This window comes from Rhodobacteraceae bacterium Araon29, from assembly GCA_039640505.1.
In the GTDB taxonomy this organism is placed as follows: Bacteria; Pseudomonadota; Alphaproteobacteria; order Rhodobacterales; family Rhodobacteraceae; genus CABZJG01.
On record CP046865.1, the window covers coordinates 1,772,736 to 1,797,947 of the forward strand.

24 protein-coding genes and 1 riboswitch are annotated in these 25,212 nt (G+C 49.1%); of the genes, 10 read left to right on the top strand and 14 right to left on the bottom strand.

Annotated elements, in window-relative coordinates; genetic code table 11:
* Nucleotides 1–77 precede the first annotated feature (77 nt).
* Both ugpC and GN278_08625 read right to left on the bottom strand, forming a co-directional pair.
* Nucleotides 78–1,139 (bottom strand): sn-glycerol-3-phosphate ABC transporter ATP-binding protein UgpC, encoded by a 1,062-nt coding sequence (gene ugpC, locus GN278_08620; GenBank protein ID XAT60794.1) that lies wholly within the window; start codon nucleotides 1,137–1,139, stop codon nucleotides 78–80.
* Between the two features lie 11 nt (nucleotides 1,140–1,150).
* Nucleotides 1,151–1,930, bottom strand: coding sequence for a helix-turn-helix domain-containing protein (locus GN278_08625; protein ID XAT60795.1), 780 nt, complete (start codon nucleotides 1,928–1,930; stop codon nucleotides 1,151–1,153).
* A gap of 137 nt (nucleotides 1,931–2,067) precedes the next feature.
* Between GN278_08625 and GN278_08630 the strand changes: the two genes are divergently transcribed.
* The 9 genes from GN278_08630 to GN278_08670 all read left to right on the top strand — a co-directional run bounded on the left by GN278_08630 (nucleotide 2,068) and on the right by GN278_08670 (nucleotide 11,638).
* Nucleotides 2,068–3,303, top strand: a complete 1,236-nt coding sequence (locus GN278_08630) for an extracellular solute-binding protein (protein XAT60796.1) — start codon at nucleotides 2,068–2,070, stop codon at nucleotides 3,301–3,303.
* Nucleotides 3,304–3,399: 96 nt separating this feature from the next.
* A complete protein-coding gene (locus GN278_08635; protein XAT62603.1) occupies nucleotides 3,400–4,344 on the top strand; it encodes an ABC transporter permease subunit in 945 nt (314 codons plus the stop codon).
* Nucleotides 4,345–5,193, top strand: a complete 849-nt coding sequence (locus GN278_08640) for an ABC transporter permease subunit (protein ID XAT60797.1) — start codon at nucleotides 4,345–4,347, stop codon at nucleotides 5,191–5,193. It begins immediately after the preceding gene.
* Nucleotides 5,194–5,204: 11 nt separating this feature from the next.
* Complete coding sequence (gene melA / locus GN278_08645) at nucleotides 5,205–6,566, top strand: alpha-galactosidase (protein XAT60798.1); 1,362 nt, start codon at nucleotides 5,205–5,207, stop codon at nucleotides 6,564–6,566.
* A complete protein-coding gene (locus GN278_08650) occupies nucleotides 6,563–7,333 on the top strand; it encodes an SDR family oxidoreductase (protein ID XAT62604.1) in 771 nt (256 codons plus the stop codon). Before melA ends, GN278_08650 begins: the two co-directional genes overlap by 4 nt.
* A complete protein-coding gene (locus GN278_08655; GenBank protein ID XAT60799.1) occupies nucleotides 7,333–8,265 on the top strand; it encodes a 2-keto-3-deoxy-galactonokinase in 933 nt (310 codons plus the stop codon). Before GN278_08650 ends, GN278_08655 begins: the two co-directional genes overlap by 1 nt.
* Entirely contained in the window at nucleotides 8,258–8,863 is a 606-nt protein-coding gene (locus tag GN278_08660; protein ID XAT62605.1) for a 2-dehydro-3-deoxy-6-phosphogalactonate aldolase, read from the top strand. The genes GN278_08655 and GN278_08660 overlap by 8 nt, the downstream gene beginning before the upstream one ends.
* A complete protein-coding gene (locus tag GN278_08665) occupies nucleotides 8,860–9,699 on the top strand; it encodes an SMP-30/gluconolactonase/LRE family protein (GenBank protein XAT60800.1) in 840 nt (279 codons plus the stop codon). The genes GN278_08660 and GN278_08665 overlap by 4 nt, the downstream gene beginning before the upstream one ends.
* 7 nt (nucleotides 9,700–9,706) lie before the next feature.
* Complete coding sequence (locus tag GN278_08670; GenBank protein ID XAT60801.1) at nucleotides 9,707–11,638, top strand: beta-galactosidase; 1,932 nt, start codon at nucleotides 9,707–9,709, stop codon at nucleotides 11,636–11,638.
* A 68-nt stretch (nucleotides 11,639–11,706) separates the two neighbouring features.
* Here GN278_08670 and GN278_08675 read toward each other — a convergent pair whose 3' ends face one another.
* The 7 genes from GN278_08675 to cbiE all read right to left on the bottom strand — a co-directional run bounded on the left by GN278_08675 (nucleotide 11,707) and on the right by cbiE (nucleotide 17,937).
* Entirely contained in the window at nucleotides 11,707–12,465 is a 759-nt protein-coding gene (locus GN278_08675) for a precorrin-6A synthase (deacetylating) (protein XAT60802.1), read from the bottom strand.
* Between the two features lie 67 nt (nucleotides 12,466–12,532).
* Entirely contained in the window at nucleotides 12,533–13,210 is a 678-nt protein-coding gene (locus tag GN278_08680) for a cobalt transporter (GenBank protein XAT60803.1), read from the bottom strand.
* Nucleotides 13,211–13,271: 61 nt separating this feature from the next.
* A riboswitch (cobalamin riboswitch) is annotated at nucleotides 13,272–13,485 on the bottom strand.
* A gap of 37 nt (nucleotides 13,486–13,522) precedes the next feature.
* Complete coding sequence (cobA, locus tag GN278_08685) at nucleotides 13,523–14,269, bottom strand: uroporphyrinogen-III C-methyltransferase (GenBank protein XAT60804.1); 747 nt, start codon at nucleotides 14,267–14,269, stop codon at nucleotides 13,523–13,525.
* Nucleotides 14,266–15,576 (bottom strand): cobyrinate a,c-diamide synthase, encoded by a 1,311-nt coding sequence (locus tag GN278_08690; protein XAT62606.1) that lies wholly within the window; start codon nucleotides 15,574–15,576, stop codon nucleotides 14,266–14,268. Before GN278_08690 ends, cobA begins: the two co-directional genes overlap by 4 nt.
* Nucleotides 15,576–16,361: a precorrin-4 C(11)-methyltransferase gene (cobM, locus tag GN278_08695; GenBank protein XAT60805.1), complete on the bottom strand. Its 786-nt coding sequence runs from the start codon at nucleotides 16,359–16,361 to the stop codon at nucleotides 15,576–15,578. Before cobM ends, GN278_08690 begins: the two co-directional genes overlap by 1 nt.
* Nucleotides 16,361–16,783, bottom strand: coding sequence for a precorrin methylase (locus GN278_08700; GenBank protein XAT60806.1), 423 nt, complete (start codon nucleotides 16,781–16,783; stop codon nucleotides 16,361–16,363). Before GN278_08700 ends, cobM begins: the two co-directional genes overlap by 1 nt.
* The gene (gene cbiE / locus GN278_08705) at nucleotides 16,738–17,937 is read right to left on the bottom strand and encodes a precorrin-6y C5,15-methyltransferase (decarboxylating) subunit CbiE (protein XAT60807.1); all 1,200 of its coding nucleotides are present in this window, start codon (nucleotides 17,935–17,937) and stop codon (nucleotides 16,738–16,740) included. The genes GN278_08700 and cbiE overlap by 46 nt, the downstream gene beginning before the upstream one ends.
* On the opposite strand from cbiE, the gene GN278_08710 reads away from it, so the two are divergent.
* On the top strand, nucleotides 17,936–18,694 hold the full coding sequence (locus tag GN278_08710) for a cobalt-precorrin-6A reductase (protein XAT60808.1): 759 nt from the start codon (nucleotides 17,936–17,938) through the stop codon (nucleotides 18,692–18,694). The genes cbiE and GN278_08710 overlap by 2 nt on opposite strands.
* On the opposite strand, the gene cobJ is transcribed toward GN278_08710, so the two are convergent.
* The 5 genes from cobJ to cobN are packed head-to-tail and all read right to left on the bottom strand — an operon-like array spanning nucleotide 18,667 to nucleotide 25,211.
* A complete protein-coding gene (gene cobJ, locus GN278_08715) occupies nucleotides 18,667–19,422 on the bottom strand; it encodes a precorrin-3B C(17)-methyltransferase (GenBank protein XAT60809.1) in 756 nt (251 codons plus the stop codon). The genes GN278_08710 and cobJ overlap by 28 nt on opposite strands.
* On the bottom strand, nucleotides 19,419–20,162 hold the full coding sequence (locus GN278_08720; GenBank protein ID XAT60810.1) for a precorrin-2 C(20)-methyltransferase: 744 nt from the start codon (nucleotides 20,160–20,162) through the stop codon (nucleotides 19,419–19,421). The genes cobJ and GN278_08720 overlap by 4 nt, the downstream gene beginning before the upstream one ends.
* A complete protein-coding gene (locus GN278_08725; protein ID XAT60811.1) occupies nucleotides 20,159–20,788 on the bottom strand; it encodes a precorrin-8X methylmutase in 630 nt (209 codons plus the stop codon). The genes GN278_08720 and GN278_08725 overlap by 4 nt, the downstream gene beginning before the upstream one ends.
* Complete coding sequence (locus GN278_08730) at nucleotides 20,788–21,924, bottom strand: cobalamin biosynthesis protein CobG (GenBank protein ID XAT60812.1); 1,137 nt, start codon at nucleotides 21,922–21,924, stop codon at nucleotides 20,788–20,790. The genes GN278_08725 and GN278_08730 overlap by 1 nt, the downstream gene beginning before the upstream one ends.
* Nucleotides 21,921–25,211 carry a cobaltochelatase subunit CobN gene (gene cobN / locus GN278_08735; protein ID XAT62607.1) on the bottom strand — a complete coding sequence of 1,097 codons (3,291 nt, stop codon included), beginning with the start codon at nucleotides 25,209–25,211 and terminating at the stop codon, nucleotides 21,921–21,923. The genes GN278_08730 and cobN overlap by 4 nt, the downstream gene beginning before the upstream one ends.
* Nucleotide 25,212 lies beyond the last annotated feature (1 nt).

Consider the following 25,212-nt stretch of genomic DNA (forward strand, 5'->3'; position numbering starts at 1 on the left):
GCATTCTTATCCGTCAATAATTACGTTACAAAAAATTAATTTATTAGCAAAAATAAGTAACGGTTGGGGCTCATTCATTAACGAAGCCTTTGTTCCGTGTTTTTATCAAAGAACAATGCAGCGCCGTGGTCAAACTCGAGCCCAACATCCTGTCCAGTTGACAATTCGTTATCATCGTCAATTTCGACAATAATCCGCTCGCCTGTCAGGCTGTCAAGATAAGCATAACTGACGCCGCCTAAACGTTCGTGAATACCAATTTTCAAACCATTTTTTGACATATCCAAGCGCAAAGCCTTTGGTCTAACCCCAACAGTTACCTTGGTACCGTCAGCTGGCAATTGGATGGATGTTTCAATGGGGTGCTCATCGAGTGCAGGTACAATAATTTGGTTTGAACGCACAATACCGTCGAGAAAGTTCATTGCAGGCGAGCCAATAAACCCAGCCACAAATTTATTCTCGGGATTATGGTAAAGCTCCATTGGGGCTCCGACTTGCTCCACATGACCATCCCGCAATACGACAATTTTATCAGCCAAGGTCATCGCCTCAACTTGATCGTGGGTGACATAGATCATCGTGGCACCAATTTCTTTATGCAGCCGAGCGATTTCCACCCGCATGTCAACACGAAGCTCCGCATCAAGGTTTGACAGTGGCTCATCAAACAAAAATACTTCAGGGCCACGAACAATCGCGCGTCCAATTGCAACCCGTTGCCGTTGACCGCCAGACAAGGCTTTTGGTTTGCGGTCTAAGTAGTCTTCAAGTTTCAATATGCGGCTTGCTTCTGCAACTTTTGACTGAATTTCTGACTTTGGGTGTCCAGTCATCTTTAACCCAAATCCCATATTTTCAGCGACGGACATATGTGGATAAAGTGCATATGTCTGAAAGACCATCGCTACGCCGCGGTCAGCTGGATCTGCTGCAGTAACATCTCGACTACCGATTTGTATCATGCCTTCGGTGGTTTCTTCCAAGCCTGCGATCATACGAAGAAGTGTTGATTTCCCACATCCAGAAGGTCCAACAAAAACACAAAACTCACCATCTTTTATATCAAGGTCAACCCCGTGAATGACCTGTACCTCACCATATTTTTTGAATGTATTTCTGAGTTGTACGCCGGACATTGTTAGCCTCTTTAGGTTGGGAATTGCCAATTTTCTGCTGCTTGCGATATTTCAGATGCAGCTATTTGAAGTCTGGTGGCCTGCGCCTCTAAGCTATCCAAAGAATGTCTTTTGGTGCTAGAAGTGAGCGAGATCGCTCCAAGTGCATTGCGTTTTGAATTTAGGATTGGCACAGCGATACAAATGATCCCAGGCTCATGTTCCTCGCGGTCAAAGGCCATGCCGGTTTCTGCAATCTTATCCAATTCAGCACGCAGAGCATCTGCAGATGTTATGGTCGTCGATGTGTATCCATAATATGACTGTTCTGCCATGGCCCGCTCTTGTAACTTGGCAGGTAAAAAGGCCATGATTGCTTTTCCAACACCTGTGCAATAGCCGGGGCCGGATTTACCAGCCGAGCTGAACATTTCGATTGGTTGCGCAGCATTTCTTTTATCCACATACAGAACTTGGCCTTCGTCCATTTGGGCCAGATGGAGTGTTTCGCCCAGCTCTTTGGCCAGTCTGTCCAATATTGGGCGTGCCACAGGAGCCAATGCACTTTGCCGCCATGCAGCATGTGCAAGTCGGACCAAACGTATGCCCGGCTGGTAGGTTGCACGATCGCCATCAAAGCTGAGCATACCTTGGTTGGTTAGAGTTTGAACCAAACGATACAATGTTGCTTTGGGATGAGGGCTATCTGCCAAGATTTCTGAAAAACGAACAGGACGGTCAAAACTGGCAATTAAGTCCAGAATTTCCAGAGCTTTACCAACCGTACCATCCACAGTGGTCTGTTTGCTCATTTTCTTGCCTTTCCTAGGACCGTTTTTAGGTGGCACGAAGTTGTTGACAACCTCTGGGATTCGTCTCATTGTTTCAATAGTTGGAAAAAGGTTTCATTATTTGAGACTAATGTCAACTGGATAAATGGGAGGAACTCATGACAAACACACTTACGACCAAGCTGAGCACGATTGCAGCAACAACAGTTTTTGCTACATCTGCCTTTGCCGGAGATCTAGTTATCACATTTGATGACTTGAACCCCGGTCCAAAACAAGCGTTTGAAGAAGCGGTTGCGGCATTTGAGGCCGCCAACCCAGACATCAATGTAACAATCAACAACAATGACCGCGAAGCGCATAAATCTGCGATCCGTAACTTCCTGTCAGCAAACCCACCGGATGTAACATCTTGGTATCCGGGCAACCGCATGGGCCCTTTTGTTGATGCAGGGCTGTTTGAACCCATTGATGACCTATGGGCTGAAAACAACCTAAATGAGGATATGGCTGCGGTAAAACCAACCATGTCCCGCAACGGAAAAACCTGGGGCGTGCCGTATTCATACTACCAGTGGGGCGTTTATTACCGCAAAGACATCTATGACAAGCTGGGTTTGTCAGAGCCAAAAACATGGAGCGAGTTACTTTCAAACTGTGACGCTCTGAAAGGCGTAGGTGTTACACCCTTTACCATCGGAACCAAATACCTTTGGACAGCAGCGGGCGTGTTTGATTACTTGAACCTGCGGACCAACGGTTATGATGTTCACAACGCTCTGACAGACGGTAAGATCAAGTATACCGATGACCGGATCCGTGCAACATTTGCCAATTGGGAAGAAATGCTGGATCGTTGTTCATTCGTTGACAACCATGCATCTATGGATTGGCAAGGCGGTGTTGCTGCCTTCGCAAATGGTGACGCAGGGATGTATGTAATGGGTAACTTCGCAGTAGGTGCGATGCGAGATGCTGGTTTGACAAATGATCAAATCGATTACTTCCAGTTCCCTGAAATCACACCAGGTCTTCCAATGGCAGAAGAAGCGCCAGCGGATGCTTTCTTTATCCCATCGGGTGCTAAGAACAAAGAGGATGCTAAAAAATTCCTCGCATTTGTTGCGCAGGCTGACACGCAATCCAAGTGGAACGCAATCCTTGGTCAGTTGCCACCTAACTCAAAAGCAACCGTCGGGGATGACAAGTTCATCCAAGAAGGATTTGCTGTAGTGTCTGGTGCTGCTGGTCTTGCTCAGTTCTATGACCGCGATGCGCCGGCCGCTATGGCGTCTGAAGGCATGAAGGGTTTCCAAGAGTTCATGCTAGACCCAAGCAAACTGGATGCAATCCTAGAGCGTTTGGATCAAGTCCAAGCAGAGGTTTATAAGTAATACTAAACCAATTGGCGGGCGCGAGCTGTCGCGCCCGTTTCACCAACTTTGAGGGGCGCAATGCAAACCGGCATCTCACATACACAAGCAACTTGGATGTCGCGCCACAAGTTGGATATAGCGCCCTTTATTTTCTTAATCCCAGCATTATTTTTCTTTTTAATTTACGTTGTAATACCAATTTTCCAATCATTGCAGCTGTCGCTTTATGCATGGAATGGCCTTTATGATGGCAATGGCCAATCCACTGCGACTTTCATAGGTTTGGAAAATTACCGTAATCTTTGGGTTGACCCAAATTTCTGGATTTCAATTAAAAACAACCTTTTATGGCTGTTTCTTTACATGCTGGCTGTTCCAGTCGGATTGATGATCGCTATCTTTTTAAATCAAACTGTCACGGGTATTCGGATTTATAAGTCGCTTTTTTTCTTTCCGTTTGTGATCAGCCAAGTGGTCGTCGGTTTGATATTTGGTTGGTTTTACAATCCTGATTTTGGCATTGTCGCAAAAGTCTGGCAATTTTTCTTTTGTGAAGAAACCATCAATTTTATTGGTAATAAAACAGTCACATGCGCGCGCCCTGTGCCGGATATATTATCCAGTGCTGACTATGCCACTTACGGCATTATCTTTGCTGGTCTGTGGCCTCAGGTTGCCTATTGCGTCATCTTGTATCTTACAGGTCTTAATAATGTTGCCGCGGATCAAATAGAAGCCGGCCGGCTTGATGGCGCCAAAGGCTGGCGGATGTTGTGGTATGTAGTGCTTCCGCAATTGCGCCCAGCAACCTTTATTGCGGTTGCGGTTACGGTTATCGGGGCTTTGCGATCCTTTGATATGATCGCAATTATGACCCAAGGCGGCCCTTATGGAATGACCAATGTGCTTTCTCACTATATGTATGAGGTTGCGATCAGCGAATACGGCGAGCGCTATGGATACGGCTCATCTGTCGCAACCGTTTTGTTTGCCATAATGATGGTTTTCATCAGCTATTTTTTGTGGCGCATGTACCAAGACGAACGGCGAGGTGCCTAGATGTTTCCGCGTCCTATAGAACGGGCAAGTACAACAACTCGTGTTGCCTATCAGTCATTTCTTCCTTTAGCTATATTTTTATGGCTGTTGCCGCTTCTTGCGATTTTTCTTACGTCCATGCGCGGGTCTAAAGATATCAATACTGGGAATGTTTTTGGCTGGCCAACTGAGTTCAAGCTGATCGAAAACTATTACACTGTTTTTGCTCAGACAGAGGCCGTCAAATATTTGATCAACAGTTTTATGATAACCTTGCCCACGGTTGCTATTTCTGTATCTTTGGCGTGCTTGGCGGGTTACGCGCTTGCCGTTTATCGGTTTCGCTTGGCCCTGCCATTATTTTTCCTATTTGTTGCTGGTAATTTTGTACCGTTCCAAATCCTGATGGTACCGGTGCGAGATTTATCCGTTCAAACTGGCCTTTATGACACTATTGCCGGTCAGTTTCTGTTTCATGCAGCGTTTCAAACAGGGTTTTGCACGTTGTTTATGCGGAATTTTATAAAAGCCTTGCCGTTTGATTTAATCGAGAGTGCTCGCGTGGAAGGCGTCGCAGAGTGGCGTATATTTTGGTATATTATCGTGCCGCTTGTGCGGCCTGCAATTGCCGCGTTGGCGGTGTTGATTTTTACATTTGTCTGGAATGATTTCTTCTGGGCCAACGTTTTGACCCAAGGTGAACAGGTTAAACCGATCACGGCAGGTGTACGCGCCCTAAATGGCCAATTTATTAGCAATTGGCATCTGGTTTCAGCAGCCTCGCTACTTGCCGCTGTCCCTCCGGTTGTTATGTTTTTCCTGATGCAACGACATTTCATCGCCGGGCTTACGCTTGGTGCAGTAAAATAGTTGGAGTGCCCTTGGTGGAACAGAAAATTACATTTATTGGAGCTGGCTCTACCATATTTATGAAAAATATCCTCGGGGATGTTTTGCAGTACCCAGCGCTTCAAAACTCAAAAATTGCCTTGATGGATATAGATCAAACGCGGCTCAATGAAAGTGAACTCGTTGCGCATAAGTTGGTGGAAACACTAGGCGCAGACGCAAAGATTAAAACATATTCCCAACAACATGAGGCGCTTTCTGGCGCAGACTTTGTTGTCGTTTGCTTTCAAATCGGTGGTTATGATCCCTGTACAATCATCGATTTTGAAGTGCCGAAAAAATACGGATTACGCCAAACCATTGCCGATACTTTGGGTGTGGGCGGTATTATGCGCGGCCTTCGAACAGTTCCGCATTTGTGGTCTCTCTGCGAGGACATGCGTGCTGTATGTCCTAATGCGCTTATGCTGCAATATGTTAATCCGATGGCCATTAATACCTGGGCCATTGGGGCGCGTTACCCCGATATACGGCAGGTTGGTTTATGCCATTCTGTGCAAGGCACAGCCGAAGAGTTGGCGCGTGATTTAGCGATTGATGTGTCGGATATGCGCTACCGTGCTGGCGGCATTAATCATATGGCGTTTTATCTTGAATTAGAGGGCCGCGATACCTCGGGCAAATGGCGTGATCTTTATCCTTTGCTGCAACAAGGCTATGCACAAAAGCGGATACCTGTTGCGACAGGTGCAAACCCGAGATGTCCTAATTTAGTTCGCTATGAGGTGATGAAGCATTTCGGGCTTTTCGTCACCGAAAGCTCAGAGCATTTTGCCGAATACGTTCCGTGGTTCATCAAGTCCCATCGTCCCGATTTAATCGACCGTTTTAAAGTTCCTCTTGATGAATATCCAAAACGTTGCGAAGAGCAACTGGCCGATTGGAACGACCAAGTGGTACAGTTCCGCTCAGCCAAAGAAATAGACATTCACCAAAGCCATGAATATGCCGCCCAGATTATGAATGCGGTTGTGACAGGCTCTCCGGCTGTAATTTATGGCAATATTCCAAATCAGGGATACATTCCCCAATTGCCAGAAGGATGCGCTGTTGAGGTGCCCTGTTTGGTTGATGCCTCGGGCATTCAACCCACTTTTATAGGGGATATTCCGCCACAACTAATTGCGCTTATGCGTACCAATATTAATGTGCAAGAACTAACAGTTCAGGCCTTGCTGACGGAAAATCGGGATTTTATTTATCACGCGGCAATGTTGGACCCGCATACTGCGGCTGAATTAGACCTTGATCAAATCCGCAGTCTTGTAGATGAGCTGCTTATAGAACATTCAAATTGGTTGCCAAAATGGCTAGAGGACACGAGGGCGGCATGAGTGGATTTGCGACATTTCACGATCTAAAGGATGCATCGGTTTTCATCACGGGTGGCGGTGCCGGGATTGGCGCTGCATTAACCGAAGGGTTTCTTGCGCAAGGATGCCGGGTGGCTTTTGTCCAACGGTCCGATGCAAGCCAGTTTGCGGAAAAAATGGGTGAAAAATATGGCCATGCCCCTATATTTTTACCTTGTGATATTTCTGATGTTGCGGCTTTGCAAAAGGCGATGGAAATGGGGGCTGAGGCCAATGGTCCCTTTTCTGTTTTAGTAAACAATGCTGCAAATGATACTCGGCATGAGTTACATGGGTTTTCAGTTGAGGCTTTCGATCAATCTATGGCGGTTAATCTAAGGCCGCATTTTTTCACCGCGCAAGCAGCCGCACCGGCAATGAAACAAATGGGCGGTGGATCAATAATTAATTTTTCCTCTATTTCCTATATGATGGGCAATGCAGGCTATCCCGCCTATGCAGCTTCAAAATCAGCCATCACGGGTCTCACCCGCTCGTTGGCGCGTGAATTGGGACCTGACAATATTCGTGTCAATGCGCTAATGCCGGGCTGGGTAATGACACAGCGGCAAAAGGATCTTTGGGTGACAGAAGAGGGTCTTGAACAACATTTGTCCCGTCAGTGTTTGAAAAGCCTCTTGTCGCCCTCGGATATCGTGGATGCAACATTGTTTTTGGCATCAAAAGCCAGCCAGATGATGACCGGGCAGGCAATGGTTGTTGATGGCGGCGTTGTGGTGACAGGTTGATGAAGGATATGCGTGTATCTCAGCCAAACTGGCTTGCAGCCGATTGGGGAACATCCCGTCTTAGGATATGGGCTATGCGCGCCAATGGGGATGTGATCGGTCGGCAATTCAGTGACTGCGGCATGTCCCGACTTGGGAAAAGCGAGTTTGAGGCTGAATTTATTAAGCTTGCAGACCCATTTCTGTCCAATGATACAACTTTGGATGTCATTTGTTGTGGCATGGCTGGTTCGCGGCAGGGGTGGGCAGAAGCCTCTTATGTTGATGTTCCTTGCTATCCCCCCGGGATTGCGAATTCCGTGCAGGTTGAAACAGCTGACCCTCGGATAAACGTGTTTATTTTGCCTGGAATAAAGCAAAACTCACCAGCAGATGTGATGCGCGGCGAAGAAACCCAAATCAGAGGCTTCTTGGCCACAAACCCAGACTTTGATGGGGTGATATGCCTGCCAGGCACCCATACGAAATGGGTACATGTAAGCGCTGGCGAAATTGTGAGCTTTCAAACGTTTATGACTGGCGAGTTGTTTTCTTTACTCAGCAACGCCTCTGTTTTACGCCACACAGTTCAATCAGACGGTTGGGATAAACACGCGTTTCTGCAAGCTGTTGATAGGTCTTTTAGCCGCCCTAGCGCAGCTGCTGCACATCTCTTTACCCTGCGCGCCGAAGCCTTGCTGAATGACCCATATGAAAATGTGGCGCGCTCGCAGTTATCTGGCATTTTGATTGGAATTGAACTGGCCGCCGCCCGACCGTATTGGCTGGGTCAAAATCTAGCAGTTTTAGGATCGCATCAGATTGCAAATGCCTACCAACTGGCGCTTAAAGCTCAAGGGCTTGAGGTGATTATGGCGCAGCCAGAAGAAATGACGCTTGCAGGCTTGAAGCATGCGCATTTCGCACTTCGGAGTATGCCAAGCGATGCGTGAAATTATTGCAATTCTTCGCGGAATAACACCGCCTGAGTGTCTTGCCATAACCGAGGCGTTGATCGCAGCAGGCATTCATAAAATTGAAGTGCCTCTTAATTCACCTGATCCATTTCAAAGTATATTGCGGATGTCGAAAACATTTGGTGATGATGCGGTCATTGGGGCAGGGACTGTACTTTCAGCCGAGGATGTGACTAGGCTGGCTGATATTGGAGCCAAAATGGTGGTGTCTCCAGACTGCAATCCCGAGGTTATCTCGGCATCTAAATCAGCAGGCCTGCTGTCCTATCCGGGATGCTTCACTGCCACAGAATGTTTCACAGCTTTGCGCTTTGGCGCGGATGGTCTAAAGATTTTTCCTGCCTCTCTAATGGGACCGAAAGGCTTGTCAGCTCTGCGTGCCGTTTTGCCTCCAAAATCTGCTCTTTATGCTGTTGGTGGCGTCGGCCCAGATAATTTTGCCGACTGGCGCCGCGCAGGCGTTACGGGGTTTGGGCTTGGAACAAATCTTTACCGACCCGGAATTGATAGCCAAATTCTTAAACAGCGTGCTGAGATGATAGTGAAAGCCTATGATGAGGGTGAGCAAGAATGACCGTTTTTGATCCTACCCCCTGCCAGTTGGGTGAGGGGCCGTTGTGGCATCCAACTCTGAACAGGCTTTTTTGGTTTGATATTCTGTCTAAGCAATTGCGTATGGCGCATGAAGATGAAGTCACCGTTTGGGACTTTCCCGGACATGTTTCAGCGGCAGGCTGGATCGATCAAAACAGCCTACTGATAGCCAGTGAAACTGCGCTTGAAGTATTCGATATATCGACCGGGCGAACGGACCGTATTGTTGCGCTTGAAGCGGACAATCCCAAAACACGCTCTAACGATGGGCGAGCTGATCCCTGGGGCGGATTTTGGATCGGTACCATGGCGAAGGATCATGAAAAACACGCTGGTGCCATCTATCGCTATTTTCGCGGCGAGTTGCGCCAAATTCTGCCGAATATTTCGATTTCTAACGCCATTTGCTTTGCGCCAGATGGTAGTTTTGCCTATTTTGCAGATACCCGCTGTCAAGCCATCCAAAAATGGCAATTGAGCGAGGTGGATGGGTGGCCAGTGGGTGAACCAGAGCAATTTATTGATCTGAGGCAAGAGAACCTTAACCCAGATGGGGCCGTTGTAGATGCAGTCGGAAATATTTGGAATGCCCAGTGGGGTGCCCATCGGGTGGCGGTTTATGACCCAGAGGGAAACTTCCTTAACCAAATCACTTTTCCAGCCAGCCAAATATCCTGCCCGGCCTTTGGTGGTGCGGACTTATCAACATTATTTGTCACCTCTGCGGCCGTTGGTGTTCGTGAACCATTGGCAGGGCAGACATTTTTTCAAGCAACCAAAGCCTTAGGTCAGGCAGAACATCAGGTTATTTTATGAGTTTTTCATGCAGCGTAGTTTAGGGACCTGTTATTATCCGGAACATTGGCCAAAAGAGATTTGGGCGGATGATGCAAAGCGTATGGCCGACGCAGGGCTGACTTGGATCCGTATTGGCGAATTTGCATGGAAAAGGTTAGAGCCCAGCGAGGGTGAGTTTGAGTTTGAATGGCTTGATGAGGCCATCGATATATTGGGCAGAGCCGGTCTAAAGGTTGTTTTGGGCACGCCAACAGCCACGCCGCCAAAGTGGGTTTTGGATAAATATCCCGATATGCTGGCGGTAGATATCGAGGGCCGTCTAAGGCGATTTGGGTCCCGCCGGCATTATTGTTTTAGCCATCAAGGCTATATCGAGCAGTGCCGTGATATTGTTACTAGATTAGCTCAACGATATGGCGGTAATCCTTATGTGCAAGCATGGCAAATTGATAATGAATATGGCTGTCATAACACCTCGCTGTCATATTCCGACGCAGCGCGTAAGGGATTCCAAGAATGGTTGAGAGCAAAGTTTCCAAGTCAGAATAATAATGGCGATATTGAAGCGTTAAATAAGGCGTGGGGAAATGTTTTCTGGTCAATGGACTATGCCTATTTTGAAGATATTGATCTTCCTAATCTAACCGTGACCGAGCCAAATCCAGCGCATGTATTGGCGTTTCGGCACTATACCTCAGACCAAATTGTCCGCTTCAACCATGCCCAGCTTGAGATTATTAAACGCCATTCGCAGGCACCTGTAACCCATAACTACATGGGCCGCATTACTGATTTTGACCACTTTAAAGTTGGTTCTGAGATGGATTTTGCAAGTTGGGACAGCTACCCGCTTGGCTTTTTAGAGGACCGTGTTGGCGCCACTGTTGAAGATCAAAAACATTATGCACGCCAAGGCCACCCTGATTTTCAGGCTTTTCATCATGATCTTTACCGGGCTGTTGGCAAGGGCCGCTGGTGGGTGATGGAGCAACAGCCGGGCCCGGTAAACTGGGCGCCATACAACCCCGCACCGCTGGATGGCATGGTGCGGCTTTGGACATGGGAAGCTTTCGCCCATGGCGCAGAAGCGATTTGTTATTTTCGCTGGCGTCAGGCGCCCTTCGCACAGGAACAATTGCATTCAGGTTTACTGCGCCCCGACAGTGTCGCAGCCACTGGATTGAAAGAGGCACAAAAGGTCGCCCAAGAGTTGGCCTCGGCCCCAACGGTTGCGCCGTGTCAGGCTTCGGTTGCTATTGTCTTTGATTATGCCGCTGATGCCGCATGGGATATTCAGCCGCATGGTCAAGGGCTAAGTTACTTTGGACTGGTGTTTGATTGCTATTGTGCTTTGCGCAAGCTGGGTCTTTCGATTGATTTTCTTTCGGCAGAAACACTTGATTTTAGTGCCTATAAACTCGTGCTGGCACCGGGTATGATGCATATGCCAAATGACTTGAAGCAAGCGCTTGCTGAGAGCGAAAGCCAAGTTATTCTTGGGCCACGTAGCAGTGCACGTGATATACATATGACAATCCCTACACCGCTTCCTCCTGATTTTCCGGGTCTTGATGTCACAGTAACTGCGGTGCAAAGCTTACGGCCTGATTTACCCATGCCTCTTTCGACGGGTGGGGCAATCATTTGCTATCATGAGAATTTGGAAAGCAGTGCAGAGGTTGTGCTATCATCTACAGAAGGACACAAGGTTGCGGTTCAAAAAAATAACCTGCTTTATCTTGGAGCATGGCTGGATCAGGAGGGCTTTTTAAACTTCTTTGAACATTGCTGCATTACAGCAGGGATTACGACCATTAAAATGCCCAAAGGCGTGCGTCGCCGATTAACTGGCTGTGAAGAGTTTTGGTTTAACTATAACCCACAGGCTGTTGAAACTAATGTAGGAAATATAATGCCTGCAGATTTTATAAAGAAAGAAATTTCAGAAAAATCTTAGCTTTGTTACGCCGTTCTCTTTGGCCAAAAGATATACTTAAAAATACCCAAATAGCTGTTCGCTTGTGGTTAAATTGGATTCTTTCGCAGTAAGTAACTGTCCATGATCCAACCATGTTCGGTGCGGGCATTCGCCCTAAGCACCTTTATGTCTTCGCAACATTGATGCAAAGGGCCTGATGCTAAAATTTGCTCTGGCATGCCCAAAAATGCGCCCCACCAAATGGTATAATCTTTGCCGTCTAATTGATCAAAAGAGCAATCCCCATCCAGCATTACAACCGCTGTTTTCACCGTGTTTGGCCATCCGCCATCACGTAGGTTTCGGCCAGTCATAATCATAACGGGCTCTGCCAATGTGTTCAGCGGTATCTTATGTGCAGCCGTCAAAAGCTGCACCGAGGTCAGACCGGGCACCACATTGATACTCACTTTCTGCTCCTCGGCAATCAAACGGTTCGCAATTCTTAGACTGCTATCATAAAGGGATGGATCACCCCAAATCATCAATGCGACGCGCCCCCCGTTTGGGCAGTGTTTGAAAATCTCATCTCGCCATAGCAGGGCAATTTTCTCATGCCAGTCTGTTACCCGTTTTAAATAGGAACTTTCCTTAGGGTCACGAACCGGAAGCCTAAATCGTGCAATTTGTGGAATTGGAGAGAGCAATTTTTCGCAAATAACTGCTCTAAGATCAGCAAGATCAGATTTTTCATTTCCCTTTTCTGGGATGAGTATGAGATCGGCATTTTGCAACGCTTTTATCGCCTGACCGGTCAGGTGATCTGGGTTGCCCATACCAATGCCAACAAGAACAAGATCGATCATAAACAAGGGTCCTAAAAATTCGGCCTCTGAAGTCTGCAGGGGCCATGTTTTTACGTCAAGGAAAAGTTCAAGCCGAGTAGTAAACGCGTGCCTGCACAAATCCTGTTTTTTCCAAAGATCGTATTGTTTTTGTGCCTGCAAGTACGGCTAAATCAACTAGAGGCTCGATGATGATCACAAGCATATACGCAAGTCCAAAGCTGGTCACCGAGGCCAGTGTTTCTGCGCCAAACCCTTGGCCATAAAAGGCCCAGAAGGCGACCCAAGCCACAACACCGGCTTGGTATATGGTCGACAGCTTGAGCGCTTGCAGATAGTTCAAATCTGCATAGGCCGTATTTGGGGCGATCACGCGTTTTGCAAGCGCAGAAACAGCAAATAATGGCACTAATAGAGTGGTGGTATTTATGAAATACTGCGGTAGATCGGCAGGCGCAAAGAGCAGACCTTGCAAAAGCAAACCAGCCGCAAGGCCAAACGCGGCCGGAGCTGCGCCGAAGAGTAAAAACAGGGTTGATCCTAAGATGAAGTGAACTTCAGACACTCCAAAAGGAAAGTGGGGAAGTACCTGAAAAAATGTAAAGGTCGCAGCCATGGCCAACACACAGCGCGATGCAAAGGACGCAATTCCTGCCGAATTAAGTGACTGAAGTGTCAATTTAAAACTGTACCAACCGGCGCCAGCGGCGGTGGCGTAACTAAGTGTAATTTTTACACCATTTACAATTCCAGGTTCGATGTGCATTTTTTTCCTTCTGCTCACTACCCCGTGAGCTGTTCATAGGTTTCAATGCGGCCCATATCAGGCCGGTATTTTTGTTTTTGGCCGGTCTCCGGGCTTGCAAAGTGGATCGAGTTTCCCGCCTTCTCATGCTAAATGGCACAATGGCAATTGGGGTCTCTCTTTGCCTACCGTTGCGGGGGCAGCGCCGGACTTTGGCAGTAATTTGTGCCAGTACCGGTTTCCCGTTTCACTGCCAAGACCACTGTCTTAGCAGCACCATCAACGCGCTCAGTTAAGCAGGGCAAACCAAGGGGTCAAGATAAACCACGACACTTATGGCGAATCCCCGATACAATCGCCGTCTGCATCTGCCAAGGGGCCGATCAAAATCAAGCCTGGCGCTGGTCCTGGATCTTGTTTGAGATATTCTGCGAGTTCCGCAAGTGTGCTGTGATACAGGTTTTCATTCTCGGTCGAGACACTTTCCGCCAAGAGTGCGGGCGTTTGTGGTGAGAGACCATTCGCAACAAGCAATTCAGCAAGCTTAGGAAAGGTGCGTTTGGGCATATAGACAACTGTCGTACACTGTGGATCGGCTATTGCCGCTAGGTTTATATCCTCGGGTAGAGCTCCGGCGACATCATGCCCTGTAATGAACTGTACTCGCCGGGCTGAATGCCGGCGGGTAAGTGGTATCTTTGCCGCGGCAGCTGCTGCGCTTGCGGCGGTTATTCCAGGAATAATTTCAAAGTCGATATTTGCAGTTTGCAGCGCGACGAGCTCTTCTTCTAGGCGTCCAAATATTCCCGGATCACCAGATTTAAGCCGCACGACATGTGCGCCTTGGGATGCATAGTCAACCAGCAATCGGCTCACATGATGCTGCTTGGGGGAAGCGCGTCCCGCGCGTTTGCCAACCCCAATCAACTCGGCTTGAGACCCAGCATGATCTAGTATTGGTCCTGATGACAGGTCATCAAATAGAATCACTTCTGCCGCTTTTAAGCGCTGAATGGCTTTTACCGTTAGCAATTCCGGGTCACCCGGACCAGATCCGACAAAACTTACAAATCCCGTCATGATGAAGCCTTCGATATATAGTGGAAGAAAGTCCCCGTAGCGTGACCGCGCACAGAACCCGTTTCCGGCACTTTTTGACTATCTGCATCAACAACCTCGGCTAACGGCTCGTCAGGCTGATCTATAATTGTTGAATAATGAAACTCATGACCACGAAGTGCTGTGGCAGTGGCAAAGCCAGCCATGGGTGATTTTAACCGGGCGAGGCGGTATCCAAGATGAAACTTGCGCTTTTCATAACTGGTCACAAGACCGAGCAGGCCTGCCATTTGATGCGAGGTGCCCTCTTTATCAATCAATGCCGCACCCATTGCCATATACCCCCCGCATTCGCCGTGTACCGGTTTGCTTTTGGCGTGAAGGCGCAGGCTGTCCATGAACTGAGAAGCTGCAGCCAATCGGCCAGCATGCAACTCGGGATAGCCGCCAGGCAACCAAACTATGTCGGCATCTGGTGGAACTTCATCATCTTGAAGCGGGGAAAATGGTATCACCTCTGCTCCATGGTCGCGCCATCCCTTTAAAAGATGCGGATAGGTAAAGGAAAAGGCCGCATCGCGTGCAATAGCGATTTTTTGAGCAGGCGGTTTTGGCAGCGGCCCTGACCCTGCTGCACCAGCGCAGTGTGCTGCCTGAATTAGCGCCTGTAGATCAATGTTATCATTTAGAAATTTAGCATAGGTTGTGATTGCTTGTTCCAGATCCGGATGTTCAACTGCTTGGATAAGTCCCAAATGCCGTTCGGGAAGAGTTAAATCGCCACGTCTAGGCAATACACCCAAAACAGAAATCCCCGCTTTTTCAAACCCTAAGCGAGCCAACCGTTCATGTCGCGGACTGGCCACTCTATTTAGGATCACGCCAGCAAGTGGCAGCTCAGGCGCATAAGTCGCAAAACCAAGCGCAGTGGCGGCGGCAGATTGGGCCTGACCACTGACATCGACAACCAACACCACCGGCCATCCCATGAGCATTGCGGTTTCAGCGCTGCTGCCACAGCCACTTTCTCCTTTGCTTGCAACGCCGTCAAAAAGGCCCATGGATCCTTCTGCAATTGCGATATCAGCCCCAAGAGCTTGTGCCGAAATAGCTGCAAAGAGCGGCTGGTTCATTGACCAGCTATCAAGATTGAACGAGGGGCGGCGCGCGGCAGCGTGATGAAAGGCCGGATCAATATAATCGGGACCGCTTTTAAAGGGTTGTACGGTCAGACCAAGATCTGAAATCGCTCTTAGCAGACCAAGCATCACGGTGGTTTTACCGGTCCCTGAGCTCGGTGCAGAGATCATCAATCCTTTTGGAAGCATCATTTTGACCCCGAGCTAAAAGGTGATGCGGCCGATTGTGGGCGAAACCGCCGATCATAGTCGGTAGAATATAAACAGCTTTCAGTGAACCCCTCGGCTGAAAGTGCAGGTCCAACCAAAATCAGCGCAGTGCGTTCGATACCATCGGTCATTTTTTCTTGCAAGGTTGCCAAAGTTGCGCGGATGATTTTCTGATCTGGCCAGCTTGCGCGGTAAACAACCGCCACTGGACAATCACTGCCATAATCAGGGGTAAGCTCCGCTATGACCGTTTCAAGATTATGGATTGAAAGGTGGATCGCCAAAGTTGCCCCGGTGGCCGCAAAATTCTTTAGGGTTTCACCTGCGGGCATTTTTGAGGCGCGTCCTGGGGTGCGTGTTAATATTACCGATTGTGCCAAACCTGGTAGCGTAAGCTCGCTGCCCAAAGCCGCAGCAGCGGCAGAAAACGAAGGCACGCCAGGGGTCACAGAAACTGCAATCCCTTCAGCGCGCAGCCTGCGCAATTGCTCACCCATTGCAGACCAAACAGATAAATCACCTGAATGCAGCCGGGCAACGTCCAGTTCTGCGACATCTGCTTTTTTAATCTCTGCCACAATTTCATCCAAATCCATCGAAGCTGTATTGACGATATGTGCGCCGCGCGGACAATGGGCAAGCACTGCTTTGGGCACCAGCGAGCCAGCATAAAGGCACACAGGGCACGATGCGATTAAATCGCGGCCCCTTAAGGTTAAAAGATCAGGCGCCCCTGGCCCTGCACCAATGAAGTGGACGGTCATTATTTTTCTCCTTTTGCCAAAGCGCAGGTGGCAAGCCCATCTTTAGACACCATTCGATGCCCCAGAAGGTAACTGTTCTCGCCCGCTGCGGCCAAGGCCGCTGCCTCGGATAGGCTGCCCGTGTTATAGTGCTGTAATGAAAGCGCGGAATGGCTTTGTGTATTTTGCAAATCAATTTCACTCTGTGGAACAGCGATAATTGACAGATTAAGGTGCTTAGACAGGCTTTGCAGTGCTGGGTTTTGGGCTTTATCAACATGTGTCGCCACGCCAAAAAAATCCTGCAGTGCTAATCTGTGGTGATCGCAAAGTGATTGATAGACGTCCTGTAAACTTTCAAACTGAACGTTTTTTCGATAGCCAAACCCTGCAATAATCATAGCGTGACACTCCATTGCACCACAGGGTAGGCCGCCTTCCATCCATGTTTTTTACCCAATGCGCCAGCATGCGATAGCTCAATACGCAGCAATTCCCCGCCCAAAGTATGGCAGCTTTTTGCAAGTAAAGCCTCACTTTCCAAGGTGACAGCATTGCAGACAATACGTGTGCCTTTGGCAAGATTTTCAATTAAATACTGTAGCAACTTCTCGCTCAATCCCCCGCCGATGAAAACACAATCTGGTTTTTCAAGCCCTTCCAAACAGTCGGGCGCGCTACCTGTAATCACGCGAAGTCTTTCCACCCCAAACGCAGCGGAATTTTCATCAATTCTTTGCGCGCGCGCTTCACTTTTCTCTATTGAAATGGCTTGTGTTGTGGGATGGCACAGCAGCCATTCTATTGCGATTGATCCTGATCCGCCACCGATATCCCAAAGAAGCTCTCCGGCTTTAGGCGCTAGGGCGGATATAGTAAGCGCGCGCATTGGACGTTTGGTTATTTGGCCGTCATTGGCAAATAGCGCATCGTCCTTTCCAGCGCTCAGCGATAGTTGCGGCCCGCCTTGCGCCGTGATCCCTACAACAACCGGATGGTAAAGGTCTTGAAAGTCAAAGTCTTTGGCCAAAACCTTACGGCATCGGGCGCGCGGTCCCCCCAAAGCTTCAAGCACATGCAAAGTAGAGGCGCCAAACCCAATACCTGTTAAATAGGTTGCAAGTTCCCCGACCGTGGCGCCATCGCGCACTGTCACCAAAAGGTTTTGGCCGCACTGCAAACCCTGCCGAAGTCGCGAGAACGGCGCGGCATGTAGCCCGTAACATTCGGTAGTTTCCAAGGACCACCCGAGGGTTGAAGCGGCCAAAGAAAAGCACGATGGGCTCGGAATTGATATCCATTCATCTGGCTTTAAGTGCCGGCTTAGGACAGTGCCAGCGCCATACCAAAATGGATCACCAGAGGCTAAAACAACCACTGGTTGACCGCGCAGCTTTAAAATTTCATTAATACCATTCTTGAAAGGGACGGGCCAAACTCTGTACTTTTCAGAGCTGCCTTTTGAAAGTAGGCGAATATGCCGTTCTGCTCCCCAAATCGTTTGGGCGTCTGTTAGTGCGTTTTGACTTGCAGACGTCAGACCTTCTAGTCCATCTTCGCCCAATCCAACGATGGTTAACCAAGCGGCTTTAGACATGAGCGTAAACCTTTTGATACTTGCAGGTACGACTGAGGCCAGCCAGCTTGCCAAAGAGGTTAATGCCGCAAAAATAAAGGCGGTTCTGTCCTATGCCGGGCGTGTGGAAAGACCCAAACCACAACCCTTGCCCCGCCGCATAGGAGGATTTGGAGGGGTTGAGGGGCTGAAACAGTATCTGTGCGAAAATGCGATTACACATGTAATTGATGCCACACATCCATTTGCGGTTCAGATGAGCCAACATGCGGTTGATGCCTGCGCTGACCTCAATCTTCCACTGATGGCATTTAGCAGGCCTGAATGGAAACCGATTCCGGCGGATAATTGGACAGAGGTTGCTGATATCCTGGATGCTGTTTCGGCGTTGAAGGGGGCAAAAAGACGAATAATGCTTGCGTTGGGCAGAATGCATCTGAAGGCTTTTGAGGCGCAGCCTCAACACCGCTATTTGCTGCGCCTTGTGGACCCACTTACCAAACAGCTTGCGTTGCCAAACCGCGATATCGTGGTGTCCCGAGGGCCGTTTACCAAAGAGGGCGATCTGACCCTGATGCGTAACTATAATATTGAGCTTGTGGTCTGCAAAAATGCTGGGGGTGTTGCCTCGCGCGCTAAACTTGATGCCGCCCGCGAGCTGTCTTTGCCTGTTATCATGATTGCACGACCAAAGCTGAACCGCCCGAGGCTTGAAACCGCCAGTTTGAGCAAGGTGATGCAATGGCTGGGTCATTCGGAAACCGATCTAGGGGTGTAAACCCACGGGGCCTGTCCTGTGCGTTCGATCAAACGGGTGTGGGAAGACCCTACAATGACCATAGTGCGCATATCTGCCATCTCTGGTGTGGTGTTTGACAATTCAACGATATTAAGAGTTTCATCTTTTGTGCTGATGGCGCGTGCAAAAATAACAGGTCGGTCGTCTTTGCAGCACTCTTTTAAAACCTCAAGAACTCTTGCAAATCCATCTGGCCGTGCGTTGGAACGAGGATTGTAAAACGCCATGGCAAAGTCAGCTTCGGAGGCCAGCCGCAATCGTTTTTCAATCAAGTGCCAGGGCTTTAAATTATCACTCAGATTAATCGCACAAAAATCATGTCCCAATGGCGCGCCGGCGCGGGCAGACGCGGCTAGCATCGCCGTTATGCCCGGCAAGACTTCAATATCAAGGAGGCGCCAGTGATTTGGGCCTTGCTCGGTGGCTTCAAAAACTGCAGCAGCCATGGCAAACACGCCGGGATCACCAGATGAGACCACCGCTACCTTCTTCCCATCTGCGGTCAGAGATAACGCCAGTTTTGATCTGTCCAGCTCAACCCGATTATCTGATCCATGCAGAGTTAGGCCAGGCCGCTTTTGCACTCTTTCCACATAAGGGAAATAGCCAATAACGTCTGTTGCTTCAGACAGAATCTGCGATACTTCGGGCGTGATAAGAGCGTCACTACCGGGGCCCAATCCAACTACTTTCAGCCATCCACTCATGGCCTTCGACCTTCGCCATGCACAATAATTATTGAAAAATAAGGTGTCACTTTGCCCACCGCTTCACTCAGTTTTTGAACGTTTTGATGCGGCATTGTTGCATATTCAATGAGCCACGCCCTCTCAAATAATCCAGCGGACTGCAGGGCGGCGCAAACCTTATCAAAATTTCGCCCAATCTTCATCACAACCAATGCATCGGTATCTTGCATCCGTCTGGTCAACTCATGCTCACTTAGGGTGCCCAAAAGAACCGTCAGCACGTCGTCGCCCCATGTGACCGGCGCACCAGTTAAGGTCCAAGCGCCGGACATGCCGGTGATAGCTGGGATGACTTCAACGGGGCTGGCTTCTTTCACGCGCGTGTAAAGATGCATGAACGAGCCATAGAAAAAAGGATCGCCCTCACAGAGAACACAAACACTGTGACCCGCATCCGACAGCGCCCGAATATGCACCGCGCAATCGCGATAGAAAGCAGACAGCATTTGATTATACCTTGGGTCAGCAACAGGAATTTCTGTCGTCACTGGATATTCCATCGCAAATTCAATTGCATTTTTGGACAGCATGCCGTCAACAATACTGCGCGCTTGTCCTTTGCGGCCTGCTTTTCGAAAAAATGCAATATGGGTTGCGGATCGAATGATCCTATCCGCCTTAACACTCATAAGATCAGGATCGCCCGGTCCCAAGCCGACACCATAAATTGTGCCTTTATGAGGTAAAGCACCCTTCATTCTAAAGGGCTCGCGAGCGCGTTCACAGCGGCAACAGTAATGGCACTTCCGCCAAGACGCCCCTTGACAATGCAACACGGGGTCGGCTGTGCCTGCCAAAGGGCATCTTTACTCTCAACCGCACCGACAAACCCCACGGGGCACCCGATAATCGCTGCCGGCCTTGGGCAACTTTCATCTTCCAGCATATTTAATAGATGGAACAAAGCAGTCGGTGCATTGCCAATTGCAACAACAGCGCCTTCTAAGTGTGGACGCCATAACTCAAGTGCTGCGGCCGATCTTGTGTTTTTCATATCCTGCGCCAGTTCATGAATACCCTTTGCGTGAAGCGTGCAAATTATTTCATTATCTGCAGGCAAACGGGTGCGCGTGATGCCCTCTGACACCATACGCGCATCACATAAGATGGGGGCACCGTTGGCAAGCGCGGCTTTCGCCTTTTGAGCAAAGCCTTCAGAAAAGTGGATATATTCGGCCAAGCCAACCATTCCGGCAGCATGGATCATCCGCACTGCAACCTTTTCTTCATCCTGATTGAACCGTTCTAAATCACTTTCAGATCGGATGGTGCGAAAAGAGGCCTTGTAAATCGCAGCGCCATTGGTTTCGTAGGTGTAAGGCATTATAGGCTGTCCAATGTTTCAAGGATATGTGGGCCAGTAAGCCCAGTTTTCTGAGGAGTATCGCCAGATTGGCCACCTTGGATCAAGTTGAAAGCACCACTTTGGCCGACCAATGTGATATCAGCAACTTTCGGGTGTGCACAGCCTTTTGAGCAGCCTGATATATGCAGTGTCCCAGTTGTTTTTCCGGCCAATAGGCGTGCAAGCTGTCTGGTTTCAACCGTTGCACTTTGGCACATGGGTCTTCCGGGACAGGCATTTATCCGCAACAGCGGATCTGTAGGAGCGGTAATGAAGCGATCATCTGCGCCAATAGTTTTCGCATCAAGTAATACAATGCTGCGCCAAGGGGTTAGGCGAATAGACTTTGCCTGGCTCAAGCTCAAAAGATGAAGCAAATCTTTATAATGGCATTGCCCAAAGGGGATGCCGACGATTTGTCCTTGAGGTATTTTACCGATGCGCAAGGGTGCGTTTTGTGTATTACGTGGCGTTAGGCTCCACGCCTTAGGCAAAGCTTGATTTGCAATATGATCACGCATGCGTTTCGCCGAAGGGCTGCGGGTTGCTTCGAACCATCTGGCAATATCAATGATGCAATCGACTAAGTTGCTTTTGGTTGTCGTACGGCCAAAATCGCTTCCGTCTGGGTAGACTAGCAGAGTACTCTTTGAATCTTTTTCAACTCTTATATCTGCAGAAACGTTCTGTAATCTTGGGATTGCCCCTAAATCGACTGTAAGTCCAAACTTTGAAGGCAAATCTGGAAGCTCAGATAAGCGCAGATATAATTCTCTTGTAATTTGTTTACTTAGATCACCCTGAACCCAATCAGGTGTAATAATTACATTGCGGCGCGCTTCACTCGCAAGATCAGGGTCCAGCAAATCAAGTTGGTTTAGAATGTGCAAAAGTCGTTCATGATCGCTCTGATTTATGCCGCGCAATTGTAAATTTGCCCGGCTGGTAAATTCAATAATACCAGAGCCATATTTCTGAGAAAGACGGCAGATTTCTTTAATTTGAACGCTGGAAAACTCAGCAAATTTTGGCCGGATGCGAACGATCAGCCCATCCCCAGACACCATTGGTCGATAAGCCCCTGGGCACCACCCTTTGACAGAGGGTTCTATCATGCCGCCCCCTCCATCGCCGCAATTACGGAATTACGCCTAGAGTTCCACAAACCGGCTTGATGTAATATTTCAAACCTTGATTTCATCGCTTCATAAGCTTCGGGATTGTTTTCCTGCAAGAACAAACAAACCTCGGAATTATCCAAGGTGGCTTCGTAGTAAAGATCAAATAGATGTGTTGAAACAACATTTGCAAGTTGGGCAAAGCTTGCCATGTGATCAAGTGTGGCTGCGATTTCTGCTGCGCCTCTAAAGCCATGGCGCTGCATGCCTTTGATCCAATTTGGATTGCTGGCCCGTGATTGAACAACACGGGCAATTTCTTCTGGCAGAGTGCGCGCGCGCGGCGTTTCAGGCCGAGTGTTATCCATATGATATAGAGCCGCCGACCCACCGGTAACGCTTTGTGCCGCTGCAAAACCTGCTTCATGGGTTGCATAATCTGCCGCAAGTAAAAGATCGGTTTCACTTAGGTCCTGCAGGTGAACGAAACTATCGGCTTTGGCAACCCGGTCGGCAATTGCTTGGGGTTGATGGCTAACTTTTTCACCGTCAAAGGCATAGGCGCTTGCTGCGAGCCAAGCGTGACCAGCCGCTGCGCGGGCTTGATCGGTATATTGTTCTGCCAGATCGCTCATGCCCAATCCATAGCTTGCTGGGGCAGGGCCAAAGACACGACTATGATGCGATGATGCCACAAAGGGGTTCCAGTCGACAGCTTCGTCTCGTACAGCCAAAGTGCGAACCGCTTGAGAAAATAATGCGGATAGAGTTGGAAAAACATCGCGGAAAAGTCCTGAGATTCTTAGTGTGACATCAAGTCTTGGCCGCTCAAGTTCGGCGATGGGAATAATTTCAATACCGCTAACACGTTCAGATCCTTTATCCCACTTTGGTTTAACGCCCAGCAAATGCAAGGCCATGGCAAACTCTTCTCCAGCAGTGCGCATCGTGGCCGAACCCCATAGATCTACGATAAGCGTTTTGGGGTACTCGCCCTGATCCTGCAAATGCCGGCGCACCAGTTCTTCGGCCAGTTTAACGCCTTGCGCATAGGCTGATCGTGTGGGCACGGATCTTGGGTCCGTGGTGTAAAGATTGCGGCCTGTGGGCAGCACATCTGATCGTCCGCGATAAGGCGAACCAGAAGGTCCTGCTTCGACACGTTTGCCGGCAAGCGCGGCCAGAAGACCTGCGCGTTCGCTCTGCGCAGAGGCCGCTACATCAAAGGGTGATTTTACTGCGGATGTTCTTCCAAAAATATGAAGGCCATCGCCATACTGGCTCTCTTTTATATCGCAAACAAAGCGGTCTATGCGTGTGATCGCTTCCGCTGCTGAGGCCGCTTGGTCGAGCCCAAGATCGGTTTCAACACCGAGCGCTTGGGCTTCGCTGCGAATGTCTATTTGAAGACGGTTACGGCGCTTAGGGTCCAACCCGTCTGCATTGGAAAATTCATCCAGCAAGGCTTCTAGCTGTGACATTCTATCCGGCACGGCGCTTGGCTTCAAAGCCGGCGGTACATGCCCCAATGTGATGGCACCAATCCGCCGTTTTGCTTGTGCTGCTTCGCCTGGGTCATTGACGATAAAGGGATAAATAACCGGAAGGTCTCCGATTAAGGCCTCTGGCCAGCACTCGGCCGAAAGGGCAACTGATTTACCCGGCAACCATTCTAGCGTACCGTGGGCGCCAATATGAATAAGCGCATCTGCGGCGAATACGTTTCTAAGCCATAAATAAAATGCAACGTAGGAATGGCGCGGCGTGCGGGTTGTGTCGTGATAATCATTATCTCGATCATTTTTCCATCCCCTTTCGGGTTGCAGGGCGAGTAGGGCGTTTCCTTGCTTTAGGGCGGGGAATTCAAAGACCCCACCAGATACCAGAGGATCATCATGTGGATTTCCCCAAACTTCTGTTAGCGATTTTTGAAGCTCTTCTGGAAGGAGTCTTAAAGCCTTTTCATACGCGTTTACCGACCACTCTAGTGTGGCTTGCCCCAGCTCTGTTGGCAAATCACAACTGGGCTCAATGTGGTATCCTTCGGTTGCCAGATCTTTAAGGATACTCTGGGCCGAGGCCATCGCATCAAGTCCAACGGCATGGGCCATTTGCCAGGGCTTTCCGGGATAGGTGGACAGAATTAAAGCCGGTTTTTTTTCTTTGACCGGTTTGACTTGCAAATCGATATGCGCCTTCACACGGCGCGCCATTGCTTTAATGCGTTCCTGATAGGGTTGATGCGCAAACCTTGAAAATTCTAATTTGGAGTCTTTGACACCAGCTTGTTTAAAGGAAGCAACGCCTGAAAAAATACGTCCGTCAACTTCTGGTAAAACCACATGCATCGCAAGATCGGCGGGCGATAGCCCGCGCTCGCCTTCGCGCCACGCTGACCGGGTAGATGTTGCGAGGGCCATTTGGAAAACAGGAACATTTGCGGCGTCGAGCGGAGAGGCTCCAGTTGATCCTTTGCCCGAAAATGCGGTGGCATTAATTATGGCTGCCGGTTTTAGATATTTTAACTGCCGTGTAAGCCAAGCAGCAGCTTGCGGCTCTTTAAGCGAGGGAGCATAGAGCCCAAGAGTAGTGTACCCATGCTGTTCTAACTCGCGGCTTATAGCCTCAATTGGCGCTAGGTCGGCTGCCCTTAGATATGATAGATAAAAACTCAAAATTACCAGAGGTTTATCCCTATTCCCAAGGTTAAAAGCGGTTGGGCAAACAATGCCTGACTGGTGTGTCCAAGCGCCAACTTGGGGAAGCGATTTGCTAACCAAATCGGGGCGAGCGTATAGGCCTGAGGCGAGGGCAAGCTGTGAAAGAGCCGCGCGCGCAGCTGGTGCGCCGCCGGTTTCACAAAGCACGGATAAGCGCCTTAATGTCGATATTGGCAGTGTGGATATTTCATCCAATTGTGGATCTGCACGGCCATCCGCTGGCAAAACTGCAAGTGCTATGCCTTTTTCAATAGCTAAGGCGCGAACCTGTTGCAGGCCATAGGACCAATAGGGCATGCCACCAATGAGACGGATCAAAATGCCGCGCGCACCAATTAGAGTTTGCTCAATGTAAGTGTCTACGGAAAGCGGGTGCTTTAGGGCTGTAAGATTGGCCAGCCTTAAGGATGGTAAATGAGCTTTGTCTTGATGCCATCCCGCAGCAAAAGCGCCCAGATCACTGTCTGAAAACGACAAAACCACAAGATTAGCAGGGCTTTGCCCCAAATCCTGAGGTGTGTCGGTTTCCTCCAACCCATGGCTTTCGCGAAAGATCACATGCATT